The sequence below is a fragment of the Paenibacillus sp. BSR1-1 genome, assembly GCF_030403775.1.
In the GTDB taxonomy this organism is placed as follows: Bacteria; Bacillota; Bacilli; order Bacillales; family Cytobacillaceae; genus Neobacillus.
The window spans coordinates 88,647-108,235 of the sequence record NZ_JAQMWQ010000013.1 but is presented as its reverse complement, the minus strand read 5'-3'; the positions used below and the strand labels follow the sequence as shown (position 1 = coordinate 108,235).

18 protein-coding genes are annotated in these 19,589 nt (G+C 44.6%); all 18 read left to right on the top strand.

Annotated elements, in window-relative coordinates; genetic code table 11:
* Nucleotides 1-15: 15 nt before the first annotated feature.
* Nucleotides 16-456 (top strand): low molecular weight protein arginine phosphatase, encoded by a 441-nt coding sequence (locus PH210_RS17990; RefSeq protein ID WP_289987500.1) that lies wholly within the window; start codon nt 16-18, stop codon nt 454-456.
* Between the two features lie 99 nt (nt 457-555).
* Nucleotides 556-1,002, top strand: coding sequence for a ribose 5-phosphate isomerase B (gene rpiB, locus PH210_RS17985; protein WP_289987499.1), 447 nt, complete (start codon nt 556-558; stop codon nt 1,000-1,002).
* A gap of 29 nt (nt 1,003-1,031) precedes the next feature.
* Nucleotides 1,032-1,598: a TIGR01440 family protein gene (locus PH210_RS17980; protein ID WP_289987496.1), complete on the top strand. Its 567-nt coding sequence runs from the start codon at nt 1,032-1,034 to the stop codon at nt 1,596-1,598.
* 169 nt (nt 1,599-1,767) lie between these two features.
* Nucleotides 1,768-3,009, top strand: a complete 1,242-nt coding sequence (gene glyA / locus PH210_RS17975; RefSeq protein ID WP_289987495.1) for a serine hydroxymethyltransferase — start codon at nt 1,768-1,770, stop codon at nt 3,007-3,009.
* Between the two features lie 150 nt (nt 3,010-3,159).
* Nucleotides 3,160-3,789: a uracil phosphoribosyltransferase gene (gene upp / locus PH210_RS17970; protein WP_289987493.1), complete on the top strand. Its 630-nt coding sequence runs from the start codon at nt 3,160-3,162 to the stop codon at nt 3,787-3,789.
* Nucleotides 3,790-4,055: 266 nt separating this feature from the next.
* Nucleotides 4,056-8,192, top strand: a complete 4,137-nt coding sequence (locus PH210_RS17965) for a S8 family serine peptidase (RefSeq protein ID WP_289987492.1) — start codon at nt 4,056-4,058, stop codon at nt 8,190-8,192.
* Between the two features lie 332 nt (nt 8,193-8,524).
* On the top strand, nt 8,525-9,538 hold the full coding sequence (locus tag PH210_RS17960) for a nuclease-related domain-containing protein (RefSeq protein WP_289987490.1): 1,014 nt from the start codon (nt 8,525-8,527) through the stop codon (nt 9,536-9,538).
* The gene (locus PH210_RS17955) at nt 9,535-11,742 is read left to right on the top strand and encodes a S8 family serine peptidase (protein ID WP_289987488.1); all 2,208 of its coding nucleotides are present in this window, start codon (nt 9,535-9,537) and stop codon (nt 11,740-11,742) included. Before PH210_RS17960 ends, PH210_RS17955 begins: the two co-directional genes overlap by 4 nt.
* A gap of 290 nt (nt 11,743-12,032) precedes the next feature.
* Entirely contained in the window at nt 12,033-12,257 is a 225-nt protein-coding gene (locus PH210_RS17950; RefSeq protein ID WP_289987487.1) for an AtpZ/AtpI family protein, read from the top strand.
* Between the two features lie 2 nt (nt 12,258-12,259).
* A complete protein-coding gene (locus PH210_RS17945) occupies nt 12,260-12,634 on the top strand; it encodes an ATP synthase subunit I (RefSeq protein ID WP_289987485.1) in 375 nt (124 codons plus the stop codon).
* A 21-nt stretch (nt 12,635-12,655) separates the two neighbouring features.
* Nucleotides 12,656-13,369: a F0F1 ATP synthase subunit A gene (gene atpB, locus PH210_RS17940; protein ID WP_289987483.1), complete on the top strand. Its 714-nt coding sequence runs from the start codon at nt 12,656-12,658 to the stop codon at nt 13,367-13,369.
* 51 nt (nt 13,370-13,420) lie between these two features.
* A complete protein-coding gene (gene atpE / locus PH210_RS17935) occupies nt 13,421-13,633 on the top strand; it encodes a F0F1 ATP synthase subunit C (RefSeq protein ID WP_223594889.1) in 213 nt (70 codons plus the stop codon).
* A 118-nt stretch (nt 13,634-13,751) separates the two neighbouring features.
* On the top strand, nt 13,752-14,282 hold the full coding sequence (locus PH210_RS17930; protein WP_289987480.1) for a F0F1 ATP synthase subunit B: 531 nt from the start codon (nt 13,752-13,754) through the stop codon (nt 14,280-14,282).
* Nucleotides 14,279-14,815, top strand: a complete 537-nt coding sequence (locus tag PH210_RS17925) for a F0F1 ATP synthase subunit delta (protein WP_289987479.1) — start codon at nt 14,279-14,281, stop codon at nt 14,813-14,815. Before PH210_RS17930 ends, PH210_RS17925 begins: the two co-directional genes overlap by 4 nt.
* A gap of 208 nt (nt 14,816-15,023) precedes the next feature.
* Entirely contained in the window at nt 15,024-16,532 is a 1,509-nt protein-coding gene (gene atpA / locus PH210_RS17920; RefSeq protein WP_289987478.1) for a F0F1 ATP synthase subunit alpha, read from the top strand.
* An 89-nt stretch (nt 16,533-16,621) separates the two neighbouring features.
* Nucleotides 16,622-17,479, top strand: a complete 858-nt coding sequence (atpG, locus tag PH210_RS17915; RefSeq protein WP_289987476.1) for an ATP synthase F1 subunit gamma — start codon at nt 16,622-16,624, stop codon at nt 17,477-17,479.
* Between the two features lie 116 nt (nt 17,480-17,595).
* Nucleotides 17,596-19,017 carry a F0F1 ATP synthase subunit beta gene (gene atpD, locus PH210_RS17910; RefSeq protein WP_223594881.1) on the top strand — a complete coding sequence of 474 codons (1,422 nt, stop codon included), beginning with the start codon at nt 17,596-17,598 and terminating at the stop codon, nt 19,015-19,017.
* 21 nt (nt 19,018-19,038) lie between these two features.
* On the top strand, nt 19,039-19,443 hold the full coding sequence (locus tag PH210_RS17905; protein WP_289987475.1) for a F0F1 ATP synthase subunit epsilon: 405 nt from the start codon (nt 19,039-19,041) through the stop codon (nt 19,441-19,443).
* Nucleotides 19,444-19,589 lie beyond the last annotated feature (146 nt).

Below are 19,589 nucleotides of genomic sequence, written 5' to 3'. Positions count from 1 at the left end.
AGGGGGGCATAAATAGTGCAGCGGATTTTATTTGTTTGTACGGGAAATACGTGCCGGAGTCCAATGGCTGAGGCGATTTTAAGACATAAGAAAATCGATGGGATGGAAGTCAGGTCCGCAGGAATTTATGCCGCACATGGCAACGAGGCATCGGCTCACGCCAAACAGGTGCTCGATGACAACAAAGTCGTCCATAATCACCGTTCTACGCTGTTAACGAATCAAGAGGTGGACTGGGCGGATTTGATTTTAACGATGACCTCCTCCCATAAATTTGCCATCCAGCAGCAATACCCTCATTCGACTGCGAAGGTGTTTACGCTGAAGGAATATACGGGGGAACCGTTTGACCATGATGTCATCGATCCCTACGGCGGTAGTTTAGCACAATATAAAGAAACCTTTAAACAGCTGGACAAATTAATTGAAAAAGCGATTGGAAAAATAAACTCGTAAAACAAGCTCACTTCAATGGGGGCTTTTTTTTCTTTATATTTTTCAGGCGGTATGTCAAAATTAAAAGAAGATTGAGTTGAAAAACCAGGGGGTCTTAACGTGAAAGTAGCATTAGCATCTGATCATGGCGGGGTCAATATTCGCAAGGAAATCGCCCATCTGCTAGAGGATTTGAAAATAGAATATGTGGATTTTGGCTGCGATTGTGAAACGTCCGTCGATTATCCGGACTATGCTCTGCCAGTGGCAGAAAAGGTTGCGAGCGGCGAGTTTGACAGGGGAATCCTGATTTGCGGGACAGGAATTGGCATGAGCATTGCTGCAAACAAAGTAAAGGGAATCCGCTGCGCACTTGTACACGATACCTTCAGTGCGAAAGCAACACGCGCACATAATGATACCAATATGCTTGCTATGGGCGAACGCGTCATTGGCCCAGGGCTTGCCCGCGATATTGTGGAAATCTGGCTGACAGAGGAATTTGAAGGCGGCCGCCATGCAGGACGTGTCGGCAAAATTACGGAATACGAGAAAAAGCAACTATAACTTTCTTTTCAGAAAGGTCGAGGTTCACGATGATCCAGGAATGGGAAAAGGAACTTGAAGCGATTCTAGCAGAATTCAAAGAGCAGGCCGGGTTTAAACCGGGACAGCTGATGGTGGTCGGCTGCAGCACCAGCGAAGTGATCGGCGAACGAATCGGAACCGCCGGCACGTTCGAAGTGGCCGAAATGATTTTTTCAAGCTTAAAAAAGTTGCAAGGAGATACGGGTATCCAGCTGGCGTTCCAATGCTGCGAGCACTTAAACCGGGCCTTGGTGGTTGAGCGCAGAACAGCCATCGAGCGAAATTTGGATGAGGTTTCGGTTGTCCCAGCACGTACCGCCGGCGGGGCGATGGCAACGTATGCGTTTGAAAACATGGACGATGCTGTTGTCGTGGAATTCGTGAAGGCGGAGGCGGGAATCGATATCGGCCATACGTTTATAGGGATGCACTTAAAGCATGTCGCTGTGCCTTTGCGCGTGAAGCAGAAAAATGTTGGCCATGCCTATGTGACACTTGCCAAAACGAGGCCGAAGCTGATCGGCGGCGCCAGAGCGGTGTATGAACGAAAAGACGAAAATTTAAGCTGTAATTAATTTTAATGTTCGTGATTTACTGTTTATCCGGTGGGTGATACAGGTAATTCATCTGAAATTTGTTTAAAAAACGAAAAATGTTTCTCTTTTATTTCATAGTAGTTCGTGTTAAAATGAAAAAGGAATTTTCGAAATAGTCCATAGTCTTTTACATATAAGGGGGATAATCATGAAGCATTTGTCTCAACAGGACGAACAGGTCTTTCAAGCGATTCAAAAAGAACTTGGCCGTCAGCGTGCTAAAATCGAATTAATTGCCTCAGAAAACTTTGTCAGTGAAGCCGTAATGGAGGCACAGGGGTCAGTTTTAACGAACAAATACGCAGAGGGATATCCAGCACGCCGTTACTATGGCGGTTGTGAATATGTTGATATCGTGGAAGATCTTGCCCGCGACCGTGCGAAGCAGATTTTTGGAGCGGAATATGTCAACGTTCAGCCGCATTCCGGTGCACAAGCCAATATGGCCGTTTACTTCACGATCTTAGAGCAAGGCGACACAGTGCTTGGCATGAATTTATCCCATGGCGGCCACTTAACACACGGCAGCCCAGTCAATTTCAGTGGTATCCAATATAATTTCGTGGAATACGGTGTGGATGAAACGACTCACCGCATCAACTATGATGACGTTCGTGCGAAAGCTCTTGAGCACAAGCCGAAGCTAATCGTTGCCGGTGCCAGTGCGTATCCGCGTGCAATCGATTTTGCCAAGTTCCGTGAAATCGCTGATGAAGTCGGCGCTTACCTCATGGTGGATATGGCGCACATCGCTGGACTTGTGGCAGCAGGCCTGCACCAAAATCCAGTGCCATATGCAGATTTCGTTACAACTACAACACATAAAACTTTACGCGGTCCTCGCGGCGGGATGATCCTTTGCAAAGAGGAATTCGGCAAGAAGATCGATAAATCAATCTTCCCAGGAATTCAGGGCGGTCCATTGATGCACGTGATCGCAGCCAAAGCGGTTGCTTTTGGTGAAGCATTGCAGGACAGCTTTAAAGAATATGCCGGCAATATCATTGCCAATGCCCAGCGTTTAGCTGAAAGCCTGGTAAAAGAAGGCTTAACAATAGTTTCCGGAGGGACGGACAACCACTTATTATTGGTGGATGTAACAAGCCTCGGCTTAACAGGAAAAATCGCTGAAAAGGTACTCGATGAAATCGGCATTACTGTTAATAAGAACACGATTCCATTCGATCAAAACAGCCCATTTGTAACAAGCGGTGTCCGTATCGGAACAGCTGCGGTTACCTCTCGCGGCTTCGGTTTAGACGATATGGATGAGATTGCTTCCATCATTGCGTTCACTTTGAAGAATCATGAAGATGAAGCGAAGCTTGAAGAAGCACGCGGACGCGTTGAAGCCTTAACAAGCAAATTTACATTATACCCAGAATATTAAGCATTAGTGAAACGGCCTAATTACTTTTATCATTAGGCCGTTTTTTTTTGAAAAATCTAACTTGTTTCCGGAACTGGTATCCGAGTTGCTCATTGCATTTTTTTTCTGTAAAATGAGACGAAGTTAATTTTTACGAAAAGGGGCGATTTTGTGGCAAAGGTATACGTCTTCGACCATCCGCTTATCCAGCATAAACTTACGTACATACGCGACATAAATACAGGAACAAAGGAGTTCCGCGAGCTCGTTGATGAAGTGGCAACATTGATGGCGTTTGAAATCACAAGGGATATGCCGCTTGAAGATATCGAAATTGAAACACCGGTTTGCAAGACAAATTCAAAGGTGCTTTCCGGGAAAAAATTAGGACTTGTTCCGATTTTGCGCGCCGGAATCGGCATGGTTGATGGGATGCTAAAATGTATTCCGGCCGCAAAGGTAGGCCACGTCGGCTTATACCGCGATCCGGAAACCTTAAAGCCTGTTGAATACTATGTGAAGCTTCCAAGTGATGTAGAAGAGCGCGATTTCATCGTCGTTGACCCGATGCTGGCAACTGGAGGTTCAGCGATTGATGCGATCCATGCCTTGAAAAAGCGCGGCGCGAAAAACATCAAATTTATGTGTTTGATTGCCGCACCAGAAGGCGTAGAAGCTGTAAAAACCGAGCATCCGGACGTTGATATATACATCGCCGCTTTGGATGAGAAATTGAACGACCACGGCTACATCGTACCAGGCCTTGGCGACGCCGGCGACCGTTTGTTTGGAACAAAATAGTTTTTTAAAAAAGTCGAGATCCCTCGGCTTTTTTTGTTTAGGGAAAAATATTCCCGTTGAATTTATATAATTTTTCACATTGTCGAACCCCTTACTGACACCTTTTAAATCTCTTTTATATCCCGCAATGCATAATGTCGAAAAAACTTTGTATGAATATTCAAAAATTATATTGACCAAATAAAAATTTCCAATTAATATAAGGTTTACCTGTTCTGATTTTTCTAAAAAATCGGAATTTGGAAGATACATAGGGGGGAAATATTTTGAAGAGAAAAAGACCGAAAAAAGTGGCTTCTGTTGCACTTGCGTCGGCCCTGGCACTTTCCAATCTAGGGTTCACTGTCCACGCATCAGCTGTAACCACCACACCGCAAAATGATTTTGCGGCAAAAGTAAAACAATTGCAGGATTTGGCAAGCAAGGATTTCAAAAACATCAATACCAGCGATATTAAGGGCACTGCTGACCTTAAGGCGTCGGACAAGGTCCGCGTCATCGTGGAATTAGATGGCCAAACTCCAGTTGAATATGCAACCGAGCAAGGGAAGCTGTATAAAGAATTATCGCAAAGTAAAAAAGCTTCTTTTACTACTAATCTAGTAAAACAGCAAAAAAGTGTAAAAGATAGAATCTCTGCTAAAGGCGTGGCCGTAAAATATAAAAAGAGCTTCACGACAGCTTTTAACGGGTTCAGCGGTGATGTTCAATATGGGGAAATCTCCAAAATTGAATCGATCCAAGGTGTAAAGAATGTCTTTATCGCGAACGAGTACAATCGTCCTGAAGAAACACCTGATATGAAAACAAGTAAGGGCTTCATCCAAACAAATCAAACATGGGCGGATGCCAAGCTCAAAGGTGAAGGCATGGTTGTCGCTGTCATTGATACAGGGGTAGACCCATCCCACCGTGACTTCAAAGTAACGGATCCATCCAAGGATGCGTTAAGTAAAGATAAAGTAGCCCAAGTGGTAAGTGAAGCCGGTTTAAAAGGTAAATTTTACACAGATAAAGTGCCTTATGGCTATAACTATTTCGATGAAAACAGCACCATCCTTGATTTAGGTCCTGCGGCTTCGATGCACGGCATGCACGTTGCCGGTACAGTTGCAGCCAACGGTGACGAAGCAAACGGCGGCATTAAAGGGGTGGCACCTGAAGCGCAAGTCCTTGGGATGAAGGTGTTCAGTAACGACCCGAACTATGCCTCCACACAATCGGATATCTATCTTGCAGCGATTGATGATGCGATCAAGTTAGGGGCAGATGTATTAAACATGAGCCTTGGTTCTGTTGCTTCCTTCTATGATGAAAGAAGTGCTGAAGATTTGGCGATCACTCGTGCCGTGAATAACGGTATTGTCTGTGCGGTTTCTGCGGGTAACTCCGGAAACATCGCTTACGGCTACAATTCCAATCCTTGGGCGAAAAACCCGGATATCGGGGTAGTCGGCGCACCAGGGTTGAATACAGATTCCTTACAGGTTGCGGCTTCTGGTAACCTTAACTACTTATATCAGCACACGATTACACTTGAAGGTGCAGACGGTTTCTCTGCTGTTGGCTATGGTCTAGATGACTGGATGCCGCTTGAAAATGGCGGCACGTTAGAGGTAGTCAGCCTGGGCGGCAAGCTTGGCAAACCGGAAGATTATGCCGGCAAGGATGTAAAGGGCAAAATTGTAGTGGTTCAGCGCGGAGAATTAACATTTGTGGACAAAGCAAAAAATGCCGCAGCAGCAGGGGCAGCTGGAATTATTGTTTATAACAGTACTGCGCCAACCTTCCTTGAAAACCAAGGACAATTCCATGTTCCATTCATGATGGTGAAGCGTGACCAAGGTCTTGCGCTAGAAGCAGCGATTGCCGCTGGTCATACAACTCTTCATGTCGCTCAGACAAAGAAAACCGATGACCCTGAAATCGGCCGCATGACCGACTTTACTTCATGGGGGGTAACACCGAGCCTTGAGCTAAAGCCTGAAATTACGGCACCTGGCGGACATATTTATTCTACGGTAAATAATGATAAGTACGAATACATGAGCGGTACTTCGATGGCATCTCCACATGTTGCCGGCGGATCTGCCCTGGTACAGCAATACCTAAAAGGTGACGATCGTTTCAAAGGCTTATCAGCTGGCGAACGTACTCACTTAGCGAAGGTTCTATTGATGAACACTTCGAATAAAATTGTTGATTTAAACGGCCAGCCATTCTCACCTCGCCGTCAAGGTGCAGGGATGATGCAAACCTTTGGCGCCGTTTCCACACCAGTTTATGTGGTCAACAAAGCGAATAACGAAGGTAAAGTAGAATTAAAGGATTTCACGTCTAAACAGTTTAGCATGACCTTTACCGCGAAAAACGTTTCCGACAAATCGGTAACATATTCAGTCAATACAGACGTACTAACGGATACGATTCAGAAGGCAGCTGCAGGCAAAGAGGATACGAATGCATTAATCGCCGGCAATATGGATGGTGCTGTGGTCGATGCTCCTAAAACAGTGACTGTTCCAGCGGGTAAATCAATTGATTTTACTGTTAACGTAGATCTTTCAAATGCCAAAATTCCTGGCTTAGATGCGGCAGGCCAAAAAATTGCCCTTGATCTAAAAGAAGATATTTTTGTAGAAGGCTTTGTTACTCTTACAGATGCAAACAACAAGCTTGAGCCTACATTGAACATTCCATATGTTGGCTTCTATGGAAAATGGGATCGTCCGGATATCGTTGATGGCTTTAAAGAGCTTGGCGAAAACCGTTTCTTCGGCTTAGCTGCCGGCTGGAATGAAATGCTTTCTGGTGCTTCCGGAACCTTCGTTGCTCCAGTTGCCGTTGCTGGAAAACAATATTATCCTGTATCACCGAATGCAGACGGAAAATTGGATACCATTTATCCGCTTCCATCCTTCGTTCGTAACGTAGCTGAAGCAAAGTTCAACGTTCTCGACAAAGACGGCAAGTTCCTTCGTACAGTTGCCTTGGAAAAAGATGTTCGTAAAAACTACGTCAATGGCGGAAGTGGTACAACTTATTCCTTCAAAGCAAGCCGTGCCTGGGATGGTACAGTTGGCGGCAAGAAGGTAGAAGACGGTGTGTACTACTATGAAATCAAATCGGTCATCGATTATGATGGTGCGGCCTACCAATCTAAGAAAATCCCAGTCTATGTCGACACGACTGCACCAAAAGTGAAGGCCACTTTTGATAATGCCGCATCGACTGTAAACTGGACTACAGAAGAAAATGGTACAGGCGTTAGATCTTACAGCATTTTTGTGGATGGAAAATTAACAGCTACTGTGGCTGGCACTGCATCAAGCTATAAATTTGCGACACCATTAGCTGCGAAAACATCTGTTGAAGTTTTTGCAACTGATAATGCTTTAAACGTAGGCGGTTCGAAAACAGCGGCAGGCGACACAGCGCTTCCGTTAATCTATCTATCGAATCCAGCTGCATCTGGAATCTATAAGTCTCTTGAAGTTCCAGTATCCGGCTACTTTACAGATGATCTTGGTGTGGATAAAGCACAAGTAAACGGTAAAGATGTAACACTTACTTACGATGCTGCGAAAAATCAGTACGCTTTCTCAGCAACTGTGAAGTTTGATAAGGACGGCAAGTACAAGATTCCTGTTGTGGTAACAGACGTTGCTGGCAAGGAATTCTCCATCAGCCGTGAAGTATTTATCGATACCACTCCAGGTGAAATCGTTGTGAATTCTTCTGATAAGGTCGGCTATGATGTCGATGAGGCTAAAGTTCAGTTAACCTTAAAAGATAACTACAATTACCTATCATTATTTGTGGGCGACAACCAAGTATTTGTGCAGCCATATAAGAGCCCGGTGGATGTCATGACACCTGCAAGCACAGATTATGAGTTCACAGTTCCAGTCAAGCATGGTGATAACAAAGTAAACCTTCGTCTTGTTGACTTCGCTGGAAACGTCACAACAAAGGAAATCAGCATTTACCGTGCCGAAGTGAAGGATCCAGATCCAGTTCCTGTTGATCCGAAGCCAGTGGTGAAAAACGGCTGGGTACAAGATAACGGCACATGGTTCTACTTTGTGGATGATGTGAAGAAAACGGGCTGGCTGTTAGACGGCGGCAAATGGTACTACCTAGATGGCAGCGGCGCGATGAAAACGGGCTGGGTGCTTGATGGCGGTAAATGGTACTACTTGGATGGCCACGGCGCAATGCAAAAAGGCTGGCTGAAGGTAGGCGGCGAATGGTACCACCTAAATGGCAGCGGCGCGATGGAAACGGGCTGGAAGTATATCAACGGCAAGTGGTACTACTTCAATCTGAAATCCGGCAAAATGGCTTACAGCACAACAGTTGACGGCTATAAGCTTGGTAAGGATGGGGCTTGGATTAAGTAATTGTATGTTTATGAGCACGCAGTTCCGGGGGACCGGGGCTGCTTGTTTTTTTGTGGAGTGGGTTCCCTTTTTGGGGTTGGTTTTTTACAAAAATTGGTTAAATAGACAATGTGGCTTAAAAATAGACAAAACCCTTTGAAAAATAGACAAAGCACCTTGAAAAATAGACAAAACCCCTAAAAAAATAGACAAAACTCCCCGAAAAATAGACAAACTTAAAAATAGAATCTCAAACCACCGCAAAATTCACAATTTGTCCTTAATATTCGGGCAGGAAATCGAACATTTTAAGAGAATTTACCACTGAATTCTATAAATGAGGTGAAAAGCGAATGAATTACCTGGAATTGAGGGTACCAAATCAAGCTTTACAATGTATGGCGCTATTGAGTCGGATGCCAAGAAATCATCCGGTAAGACCAATTATTGAAAAAGATTTAAGGTCCTGGATGAAGGGGTATTATGGTGAAAAACAAGTGGAGTATTATCTGTCATTACTGCCTGAGGAGCCGTATTATATTTTCCACGGCCTGCGAATAAAGGACAAAAAGTATTTTCAAATGGATTTACTCATCCTTACCATGAACTTTGGGTTGATCGTTGAAATCAAGAATATTTCAGGAAGAATATGCTTTAAAAAAGGCTCGAATTCGGTAACGAGAGTTTATGAAAATAATGAGGAAGGTATATCAAACCCCATCGAACAGGTGAAGAGGCATAAAATGCAATTCCATAATTGGCTTAGCAAGAACCAAATAAAAGGTTATCCCATCGAACATCTGGTTACGTTTAGCAAAACGTCTACCTTAATAGAAACAACTCCTGATAACACACAAATTTTTAAGTATATAATTTATGGAGAATCACTAATCACAAAAATCAAAGAATTAGAAATGAAGTATCCCAATCCACATTTAAGCAAAAAGAAGCTTATTCACCTTACCGATGCCCTCTTACAAGCCCATCAGCCCCTCATGCTGGATATTCTCCAAACTTACAATCTTTCCTTTACCGAATTGTATCCGGGAGTTCAATGCCCCAAGTGTAAAAATTTTCATGTGAATTATTATTCTGGAAATTGGCATTGTTCATATTGCAACCACACTTCAAAAAATGCCCATCTTCCAGCTGTTGATGACTTCCTGTTAATCCATCAAACGATCACACGGAAACAATTTAGTGAGTTTCTTCGTATACCTTCAAGTAGAATAGCGGGAAACTTATTGCGTGCGCTCAACCTCCCCTCCACCGGCAGCAAACGCACCACTCAATATTATCTCCCGCCGGGCTGCATACTTTCCCCGCTCAAGGAAAACGATATGAAAAAAGGGGAAATTTACACATGAAACTTCTATTATGCCTGCTCTTGGCTCTGCAAATTCCGGCATCTTACAAACTACAGCATGCACAAGCCTTTCAACCTTCAAAAATCCTAATTCATCCACCCATTCCAAAAACAACATCGGTTGCCATTGTGGTTCTTGATCAGCCGCAATCTGAGCAGGAAATCAGACAACTGATCAAACCTTATCAACATGTAAAGCTGCGCCGTATTTTTCGTGAGGCACTCAACGGATTTTCCATCGAAGGCAGCCCCGAAAGCATAGAGCAGCTCTCCCAACAAAAACGGATCCTGAATGTCTCGCCCGTTGTCCAATACCAGGCTGAAACTGAGGAAAGTGTCAAAATTATTGGCGGCCAAGAAGTACGAAAGTATTTTGACGAACAAAACGAACGGTTAACGGGGAAGGGGATTAAGGTGGGCGTTATTGATACAGGCGTCGATTATACGCACCCCGACCTCCAGCGAAATTATGCCGGCGGCCACGACCTTGTTGACAATGACCGTGACCCAATGGAAACGAAGGCTATTGGCAGAGCGACCATCCACGGCACCCATGTTGCTGGAATTATTGCTGCCAATGGAAAAATTAAAGGTGTTGCCCCCGAGGCAAAGATTGTCGCATACCGCGCACTCGGCCCGGGCGGCGGTGGGACAACGGAGCAGGTGCTCGCGGCGATTGAACAGGCAATCAAGGACAAGGTCGATATCGTGAATCTTTCACTCGGGAACGATATCAACGGCCCTGACCTTCCGATCAGTCTTGCACTTAACCGGGCCGTTGAGAAAGGAATCGTTGCCGTGGCGGCTTCCGGCAATTCCGGTCCGAATGTGTGGACGGTCGGTTCACCAGGGACCGCTTCAAAAGCCATCTCCGTCGGGGCCTCGACACCGACGATGAAAATACCGAAATTATTAATAGAAGGAACGCGGGATAAATTCCGGATTCAGCCGCTCGAGGGATCGGCTGAATGGAAACTGGACCGATCCGTAGAATTAGTCGATGGCGGCATCGGCCGGCCGCAGGACCTTCAAAACGTTCAAGGCAAAATTGCGCTTATCAAAAGAGGCACGATAATGTTCAGCGAAAAGGCAGAAAATGCCCTCAAAGCCGGGGCAAGAGCCGTGTTAATCTACAATAATATGAGCGGCAGCTTCATGGGGAACCTGGAAACTCAGCTGACCCTCCCGGTCGGAGCACTTGCGAAGGGTGACGGAGTCTTTTTGAAAAAAGAATTAAGTAAACGAAGTGTGCAAGCAAGGCTTGAGGTCACGGAGGAAGTGGACAGGCTGGCGGACTTCAGCTCGCGTGGGCCGGTGACGGGGACGTGGGAGATTAAGCCGGACCTGCTTGCACCGGGGGTTGCGATTAATTCGACAATTCCGGGCGGATACTTGAGCCTGCAGGGGACAAGTATGGCGGCGCCGCATGTGGCCGGGGCCTGTGCGCTGATAAAGCAGGCGCATCCGGACTGGACGCCGGAACAAATTAAGGCGGCTTTGATGAATACAGCTAAGCCATTAACGAAAGCGGCTGCTTTATATCGCACCTATGAACAGGGGGCTGGACGGATTCAGGTGGCTGAGGCGGTTAAGGCGGAATCGCTAGTCACGCCAAGCTCGCTTCATTTTGGCAAATTCCATGAAGAGGATGTTCATAAGTCCATCCTTAAGATAGAGAACACAAGCAGACGCTCCCTCCGTTACACGTTTGATATCCCGCACCATATCGACGGGCTTGAATGGCGGCTGCCGCTAGCGTTCACCTTAGAGCCGAAGCAGACTAAGGATGTTACGGTGGAGTTGACGGTGGACCCTGCTCTTTTCAAAGGAAAGGTCCAGGATGGATACTTGTGTCTGCAGGCGGGGGCGGCCAAGGTTCAAATTCCCTATCTCTATGTACTCGAGGAACCTAATTACCCGCGGGTGATGGGCTTTGATTTTGGAGAGGGAGATCAGCCGGGGCAGTATAAATATGAAGTGTATTTGCCCGGCGGCGCAGAGGAATTCGGAATTGCTCTGTTTAACCCTGAGGATTACAGGTTCATTGGTTTTCTCGATACGGGCACCAATTTAAAAAAAGGACAGCTTGAAAAAGTACTCACGGAAGAGCAGCTGCCGCCGAAGGGAACATACTTGGCAAAAGTGTTTGCTAAAAAGGCGGGCAGGGAGGATTTTATGGAGGCGATGATCACGATCCCAAATTAGGATTATTTCCCGAAATTTCTGAAAACATTGTTCACAAAATAGACACAAAAAGGTCAAAAATTCTTCAATATTTACAATACAATGGTAGTGGAAACTTTAATCCAAAATTTCCAAAAATCATGGGAAATTGTTTGTGGTATATTTCACGTAAAGTCATTGACTTTGACAAGTCGCTATTGTATGCTAACAAAGGGTGTAAAATGATAGGGTTTTCACATAATTGATACATTTTAGACGTATTAATTTACCTCTTACCCTCTTGACATTCTCTTGGAGTGAGGATCGATAGTATGCGTCAAAATAACCGCAACCCATTTCAAGCTATGGCTTTGATGTCCGCAATTGTCTCCCAGTTAGTTGGTTCCATTCTCATAGGTATATTTGCAGGAAGATGGCTGGATAGACATTGGGGTACCGAGCCCATTTTCTTAATAGTCGGATTGCTTCTAGGACTAGCAGCAGGAACGTATTCCATGCTGATTTCAATCCGCCATTTTTATTCAGGAGAAAAATAACGATGCCAGATTTTCGAAAGATGTACAACAGGCAAAAGAAATGGATTTTCTACTTGTTGTCCATTTATGTTCTTGGCTGGGGCTTCACCGAGTACAAAACAGTGTTTCTTGGACTGATTCTTGGGACTGTTTTCAGTTTCCTGAATCTTTGGTTGTTGGTGCGGAAGACTGAAAAGTTTGATAAAGCTGTTTCAGAAGGGAAGAAGGTACGCTCCCTGGGGTCGCTGCAAAGGATGGCGACAGCCGGAATCGCGGGCGTAATTGCACTTCGATACCCTGAGTATTTCCACATCGCTTTTGTAGTGGTAGGACTAATGACATCCTATATTGTCATTATGATAGATTATTTTTACCATGCGTTGCATGTACATAAATAATGGGAAGCGAGGTGAGTTTATATGCATCATGGAGCTCCTGAGTTTGAATTTATGGGTCTTTGGTTTAATGGTGCCAATATCCTGATGATTACGATTGCAAGTTTGGTTGTTTTTCTTATTGCCGTGCTTTCTACCCGCAGGCTTGCAATGAAACCAACAGGAATGCAGAACTTTTTAGAATGGGTGCTTGACTTTGTCAAGGGCATCATCAACAGCACAATGGATTGGAAGGAAGGCGGCAGATTCCACGTCCTAGGGCTGACATTAATTATGTATGTTTTTGTTTCCAATATGTTGGGTTTGCCATTTTCAATCGTCATTGATGAGAAATTATGGTGGAAATCACCAACTGCAGATCCAGTGATAACTTTGACATTAGCCTGTTTGGTAGTGGGGTTATCCCATTTCTACGGCGTCAAGCTAAAAGGCGCAAAGGGATATGGAGAAGGCTTCTTCCAGCCGATGAAATTCTTATTCCCATTGAAAATCATTGAGGAATTTGCGAATACCTTAACACTTGGTCTGCGTCTTTACGGGAACATTTACGCCGGTGAATTACTACTTTCACTATTGGCAGCAGGATTAGCCCATCAAGGTATCGCCGGTATGATAGCAGCAATACCGTTGACACTTGTATGGCAAGGTTTCTCTGTTTTCGTAGGCAGTATCCAAGCTTACATCTTCACTATGTTAACAATGGTTTATCTGTCCCATAAAGTCAGCCATGACCATTAATATATTAAATAATAAAAACTTATTCATACAATTTTAAGGAGGAACAAAATAATGAATCTTATAGCAGCAGCAATCGCAATTGGTTTAGCAGCAGTAGGTGCAGGTATCGGTAACGGTCTAATCGTAGGACGTACAGTAGAAGGTATCGCTCGTCAGCCACACGCTCGTGGTCTATTACAAACAACTATGTTCATCGGGGTAGCGTTAGTTGAAGCCCTTCCGATCATCGGTGTTGTAATTGCGTTCATGGTATTGAACCGATAAAATGACAAAAACTCCAGATGGCGAAGCTCGTAAAAACTTCGCCATTCATTTATGTCTGTTATTTTAAAATGGTTGTTTTACTATCGCTTTAGCGACTCTTGAAAGGAGTGAACCCGGGGTGTTAACGAACAGTCTAGTATTGGGGGCTGCAGCGGAAGCTGGCCACCATGTAAATTACGGAGATATTATTTTCCAGCTTATTATGTTTATCGTTTTGTTAGCATTGCTTAAAAAGTTTGCTTGGGGTCCTTTAATGGGCATTATGAAGCAGCGTGAAGAGCATGTTGTTAGCGAAATCTCTGCGGCTGAATCAAGCCGTGCGGAAGCGAAAAAGCTTTTAGAAGAGCAAAGAAATCTTTTAAAAGAAGCGCGTGTAGAAGCACAAACCTTAATGGAAAATGCGCGCAAGCAAGGCGACCTTCAACGTGAAGAAATCGTTGTTGCGGCCCGCTCTGAAGCAGAACGCATTAAAGAAGCTGCCAAGCTTGAAATCGACCAGCAAAAAGAGAAAGCTGTTGCCGCTATCCGCGAGCAGGTTGCTTCTCTATCTGTTTTAATTGCTTCTAAAGTAATTGAAAAAGAATTGACGGCACAAGATCAAGACCAGCTGATTAACGAATATCTTAAAGAGGCAGGAGAAGGGCGATGAGCAATTCTATGGTAGCAAAACGCTACGCGTCAGCTCTTTTTCAAATTTCAAAAGAACAGCAGATTCTAAGTAACGTAGAAGAAGAACTTCGCGTAGTACGGGAAGTTTTGGATTACAATGCTGACTTGAAGGCTGTTCTAAAATCTTCAAAGCTTACAAATGAAAACAAAAAGGAAATCATCCGCAATGCGTTTTCAACTGTAAATGCTTATGTTTTAAATACGTTGATGATTTTAATCGACCGCCATCGCGAAGATGAAATCGTTGAAGTGGTAAACCAATTTATCGAGCTTGCAAATGAGGAAATGGGCATTGCAGAAGCAAAAGTCTACAGCATTCGTCCACTGACAGAGGCTGAAAGAGAAGCTGTTTCCACAACATTTGCTGAGAAAATTGGCAAGAAATCATTAAGAATTGAAAATATCGTAGATTCCGATTTGCTCGGCGGCATCAAGCTCCGCATCGGAAATCGTATATATGACGGCAGCTTGCGCGGCAAGTTGAACCGTTTAGAACGTAAATTGTTAAGCTAAGACGAAAAGCGGAAGCGACCGTTTAGCGACGTATGGACTGGAGCGCTTCGACTGAGATAAAGGAAACACGAAGAGCGTAGCGATTCGATGTTGACTTATCGTAGGGAGAAGAGCGAAGTACACTAGTCGCTGGGAGCTGAAGCTGGACATCACTCAAAGTCGAATGTAGCAAATAGAATAAGCAAAGATTTAGATAGGGGTGAAACTCATGAGCATCAAAGCTGAAGAAATCAGTGCCCTGATAAAGAAGCAAATTGAAAACTATCAGGCAGAAATTCAAGTTACTGATGTCGGTACAGTTATCTCCGTAGGTGACGGTATCGCTCGTGTTCATGGCCTCGACAATGTCATGGCTGGAGAACTTGTTGAATTTGCAAACGGCGTTATGGGTATGGCACAAAACCTTGAAGAAAATAACGTCGGTATCATTATCCTTGGACCTTTCACTGAAATCCGTGAGGGTGACGAGGTTCGCCGTACAGGACGCATCATGGAGGTTCCGGTTGGTGAGGAACTTATTGGACGCGTTGTAAACTCTCTTGGACAACCAATCGATGGTATGGGTCCAATCAACACAACTAAAACACGCCCAATTGAAGTAGTTGCTTCAGGCGTAATGGCTCGTAAATCCGTTCATGAGCCATTACAAACGGGTATTAAAGCGATTGACGCGCTTGTGCCAATAGGCCGCGGTCAGCGTGAGTTAATTATCGGAGACCGTCAAACAGGTAAAACATCTGTTGCGATCGACACAATCTTGAACCAAAAAAGCGAAAACATGATTTGTATCTATGTTGCCATCGGTCAAAAAGAATCAACTGTACGTAACGCGGTTGAAACTCTTCGTAAGAATGGTGCATTAGATTACACAATCGTTGTTTCAGCTTCTGCGTCACAACCAGCTCCAATGCTATTCTTAGCTCCATATGCGGGTGTATCAATGGCAGAAGAGTTCATGTACAACGGCAAGCACGTTTTAATCGTATATGATGATTTATCTAAGCAAGCGGCTGCATACCGTGAGCTTTCCCTATTACTTCGTCGTCCTCCAGGTCGTGAAGCATATCCAGGGGATGTTTTCTACTTGCACTCCCGTTTACTAGAGCGTGCTGCGAAATTGAACGACACACTTGGTGCCGGTTCAATCACAGCATTACCGTTCATCGAAACACAAGCAGGTGACGTTTCTGCTTATATCCCAACAAACGTTATCTCCATCACAGATGGACAAATCTTCTTGCAGTCTGACTTATTCTTCTCTGGCGTACGTCCAGCGATCAATGCCGGTCTTTCTGTATCCCGTGTAGGTGGATCCGCACAAATCAAGGCGATGAAAAAGGTTGCAGGTACACTGCGTCTTGACCTTGCGTCATACCGTGAACTTGAAGCATTTGCTCAGTTTGGTTCTGACCTTGATAAAGCAACACAAGCAAAGCTTGCTCGTGGTGCCCGTACGGTTGAAGTATTAAAACAAGATCTTAACAAGCCGCTTTCTGTTGAAAAGCAAGTAGCGATTCTATATGCATTAACACGCGGATTCTTAGATGATATTCCTTTAGTAGATATTCGTCGCTTTGAATCTGAATTCTTAAACTGGTTAGACCACAACCGCAAAGAGGTGTTAGACCATATTACAAAGACGAAGGATCTTCCTTCTGATGACGATATGGCATCTGCATTAAACGACTTCAAAAAGACGTTTGCAGTTTCCGAATAAGTATAGGGTCTGACATAAGTTTCGGCACCAGCACCTTTTTCAAAAGGTGCTGATGCTAAACATTCTTTGAATGAGGGTGGTGAGAACCTATGGCATCATTACGTGATATAAAAAATAGTATTAATTCTACGAAAAAGATGAGTCAGATCACCAAAGCGATGGAGATGACGTCAGCTGCGAAATGGAACCGCGGCGTTATGAATGCAAAATCATTCGTACCGTACATGGAAAAAATCCAGGAAGTAACGGCGGCAATCGCTTCGGGTGCACAAGGTGTGGCTCACCCAATGCTTGAAGCCCGTGAAGTAAAGAAAACGGGTTATGTTGTTATGACCTCCGACCGTGGTCTTGCTGGTGCATTTAACAGCAACGTCATCCGTCGTGTCTATCAAACCATTCAAGAACGTCATAAATCGAATGATGAGTTTGCGATTATTGCAGTCGGACGTGTAGCACGTGACTTTTTCTTGAAGCGCGGCATCAATGTAGCTCTCGAGATTACCGGGGTTTCCGATCAGCCGAACTTCAACGACATTAAAGAAATTGCTTCCAGTACGGTTGGCATGTTCGCGGACGGCACATTCGATGAACTATATATTTACTACAGCCATTATATCAGTGCGATTTCTCAAGAAGTAACGGAGAAGAAGCTGCTTCCGCTATCGGATATCACTTCTTCAAAAGAGCTTGCTTCTTATGAATTTGAACCGTCTCCAGAAGAAATTCTTGAAGTTCTCCTGCCGCAATATGCAGAAAGCTTAATTTACGGTGCTCTTTTAGACAGTAAAGCAAGTGAGCATGCTGCCCGGATGACGGCGATGAAGAACGCTACGGATAATGCGAAAGAAATGATCAAGAACTACTCACTTATTTACAACCGTGCCCGTCAGGCAGCGATCACGCAGGAAATTGCGGAAATCGTCGGCGGTGCGGCGGCTTTAGAATAGTCTTCTTAAAAGTAGGTTGGCGTGAGGCCAGCCTTGCAGTATAAATAAATTTTTCGTGAGGGATTGATAAGAATCCCTCACGGATTTGTTCAAAGAGTAAGATAGGAGGGAAAACGATGAACATTGGACGCGTTGTTCAGATTATGGGTCCGGTTGTTGACGTTAAATTTGAAAACGGCAAACTACCTGAGATCTATAACGCTTTAAGAATTAATTCCAAAGCGCGTAATGAATCAGAAGTTGATATCAACTTAACCCTTGAAGTAGCCCTTCATTTAGGTGATGATACAGTTCGTACGATTGCGATGGCTTCTACTGACGGTTTAACTCGCGGTTTGGAAGTACAGGATACTGGTGCACCGATTTCGGTACCGGTTGGGGATCCAACTCTTGGCCGTGTATTTAACGTATTAGGTGATGTTATTGACTTGAAGGAAGAGATTCCGGCAAGTGAGCGCCGTGATTCCATTCACCGCGAAGCGCCAACATTCGAAAATCTTTCTACTGAAGTAGAAATCCTTGAAACTGGTATTAAGGTAGTAGACTTGCTTGCTCCATATATTAAGGGTGGTAAGATCGGTCTATTCGGTGGTGCCGGTGTAGGTAAAACCGTATTAATCCAGGAATTAATCAACAACATCGCGCAAGAGCACGGCGGTATTTCCGTATTCGCCGGTGTTGGTGAGCGTACTCGTGAAGGTAACGACCTTTACCACGAAATGACGGATTCAGGCGTTATCAAGAAAACAGCGATGGTATTCGGACAAATGAACGAGCCGCCAGGAGCACGTATGCGTGTTGCCTTGACTGGTTTGACAATGGCTGAATATTTCCGTGATGAGCAAGGACAGGACGTTCTTTTCTTCATGGATAACATCTTCCGTTTCACGCAAGCAGGTTCTGAGGTATCTGCCCTACTTGGCCGTATGCCATCTGCGGTAGGTTACCAGCCGACTCTTGCAACTGAAATGGGTAAATTACAAGAGCGTATCACATCTACGAACGTAGGTTCTGTTACATCGATCCAAGCGATCTACGTACCAGCCGATGACTATACGGATCCGGCTCCGGCTACGACTTTCGCTCACTTAGATGCAACAACCAACCTTGAGCGTAAGCTTTCTGAGATGGGTATTTACCCTGCGGTGGACCCTCTTGCTTCGACTTCTCGTGCATTGTCACCTGAAATCGTTGGCGAAGAGCACTATAATGTATCTCGTAAAGTACAGCAAACATTACAACGTTACCGTGAATTACAGGATATTATCGCAATCCTTGGTATGGATGAACTTTCTGATGATGATAAGTTAGTCGTAGTTCGTGCACGCCGCCTGCAGTTCTTCTTATCACAAAACTTCCACGTTGCTGAACAGTTCACTGGCCAGCCTGGATCTTATGTGCCTGTTAAGGAAACGGTTAAAGGATTCAAAGAAATCCTTGATGGCAAGTATGACCACCTTCCAGAAGATGCGTTCCGCTTAGTCGGCCGTATTGAAGAAGTGGTTGAGGCCGCAAAACGCATGGGTGTAGAAGTCTAAAGTGCGCCAGGAGGGTAAAAAATGAAGACGATTAAAGTCAATGTTGTTACTCCCGATGGCCCGGTGTATGACTCAGAAGTGGAAATGGTGATTGCAAAGGGTATTGCTGGTGAATTAGGTATTTTGCCTGACCACATTCCTTTGGTTGCTCCGCTTGAGATTAGCGCGGTTCGCCTGTTGAAGGATGGGAAAGAAGATTTGGTTGCGGTTAGCGGTGGATTTTTAGAAGTCCGTCCTGACCAAGTGACGATTTTAGCCCAATCTGCTGAAAAAGGTTCAGAAATTGATGTTGCACGTGCGCTTAGAGCGAAAGAACGTGCTGAGCAGCGTCTTCAAGAACAGCGCCAGGATCATATTGATTTCAAACGTGCTGAGTTTGCTCTTCAACGCGCCATCAATCGCCTCGCCGTATCGGATAAGAAATAATATGGATATAATGGAACCCCTCCAGTTTTTGGAGGGGTTTTTTGCATTTATTGGATTTTTTTGTGGACAAGCCTCACCAAATGTCGACATTTTTTGAAAAAATTTAATTTACAAAAGCCCAGTTTTACTGCTAAGATAATAATAAG

Bases quoted from the DNA above. Each gene is read 5' to 3' on its own strand.
- PH210_RS17945 (WP_289987485.1), top strand. From the start codon at position 12,260: ATGCCAGATTTTCGAAAGATGTACAACAGGCAAAAGAAATGGATTTTC.
- atpA (WP_289987478.1), top strand. From the start codon at position 15,024: ATGAGCATCAAAGCTGAAGAAATCAGTGCCCTGATAAAGAAGCAAATT.
- PH210_RS17950 (WP_289987487.1), top strand. From the start codon at position 12,033: ATGCGTCAAAATAACCGCAACCCATTTCAAGCTATGGCTTTGATGTCC.
- PH210_RS17955 (WP_289987488.1), top strand. From the start codon at position 9,535: ATGAAACTTCTATTATGCCTGCTCTTGGCTCTGCAAATTCCGGCATCT.
- PH210_RS17905 (WP_289987475.1), top strand. From the start codon at position 19,039: ATGAAGACGATTAAAGTCAATGTTGTTACTCCCGATGGCCCGGTGTAT.
- atpG (WP_289987476.1), top strand. From the start codon at position 16,622: ATGGCATCATTACGTGATATAAAAAATAGTATTAATTCTACGAAAAAG.
- PH210_RS17925 (WP_289987479.1), top strand. From the start codon at position 14,279: ATGAGCAATTCTATGGTAGCAAAACGCTACGCGTCAGCTCTTTTTCAA.
- PH210_RS17960 (WP_289987490.1), top strand. From the start codon at position 8,525: ATGAATTACCTGGAATTGAGGGTACCAAATCAAGCTTTACAATGTATG.
- atpE (WP_223594889.1), top strand. From the start codon at position 13,421: ATGAATCTTATAGCAGCAGCAATCGCAATTGGTTTAGCAGCAGTAGGT.
- atpD (WP_223594881.1), top strand. From the start codon at position 17,596: ATGAACATTGGACGCGTTGTTCAGATTATGGGTCCGGTTGTTGACGTT.
- atpB (WP_289987483.1), top strand. From the start codon at position 12,656: ATGCATCATGGAGCTCCTGAGTTTGAATTTATGGGTCTTTGGTTTAAT.
- PH210_RS17980 (WP_289987496.1), top strand. From the start codon at position 1,032: ATGATCCAGGAATGGGAAAAGGAACTTGAAGCGATTCTAGCAGAATTC.
- glyA (WP_289987495.1), top strand. From the start codon at position 1,768: ATGAAGCATTTGTCTCAACAGGACGAACAGGTCTTTCAAGCGATTCAA.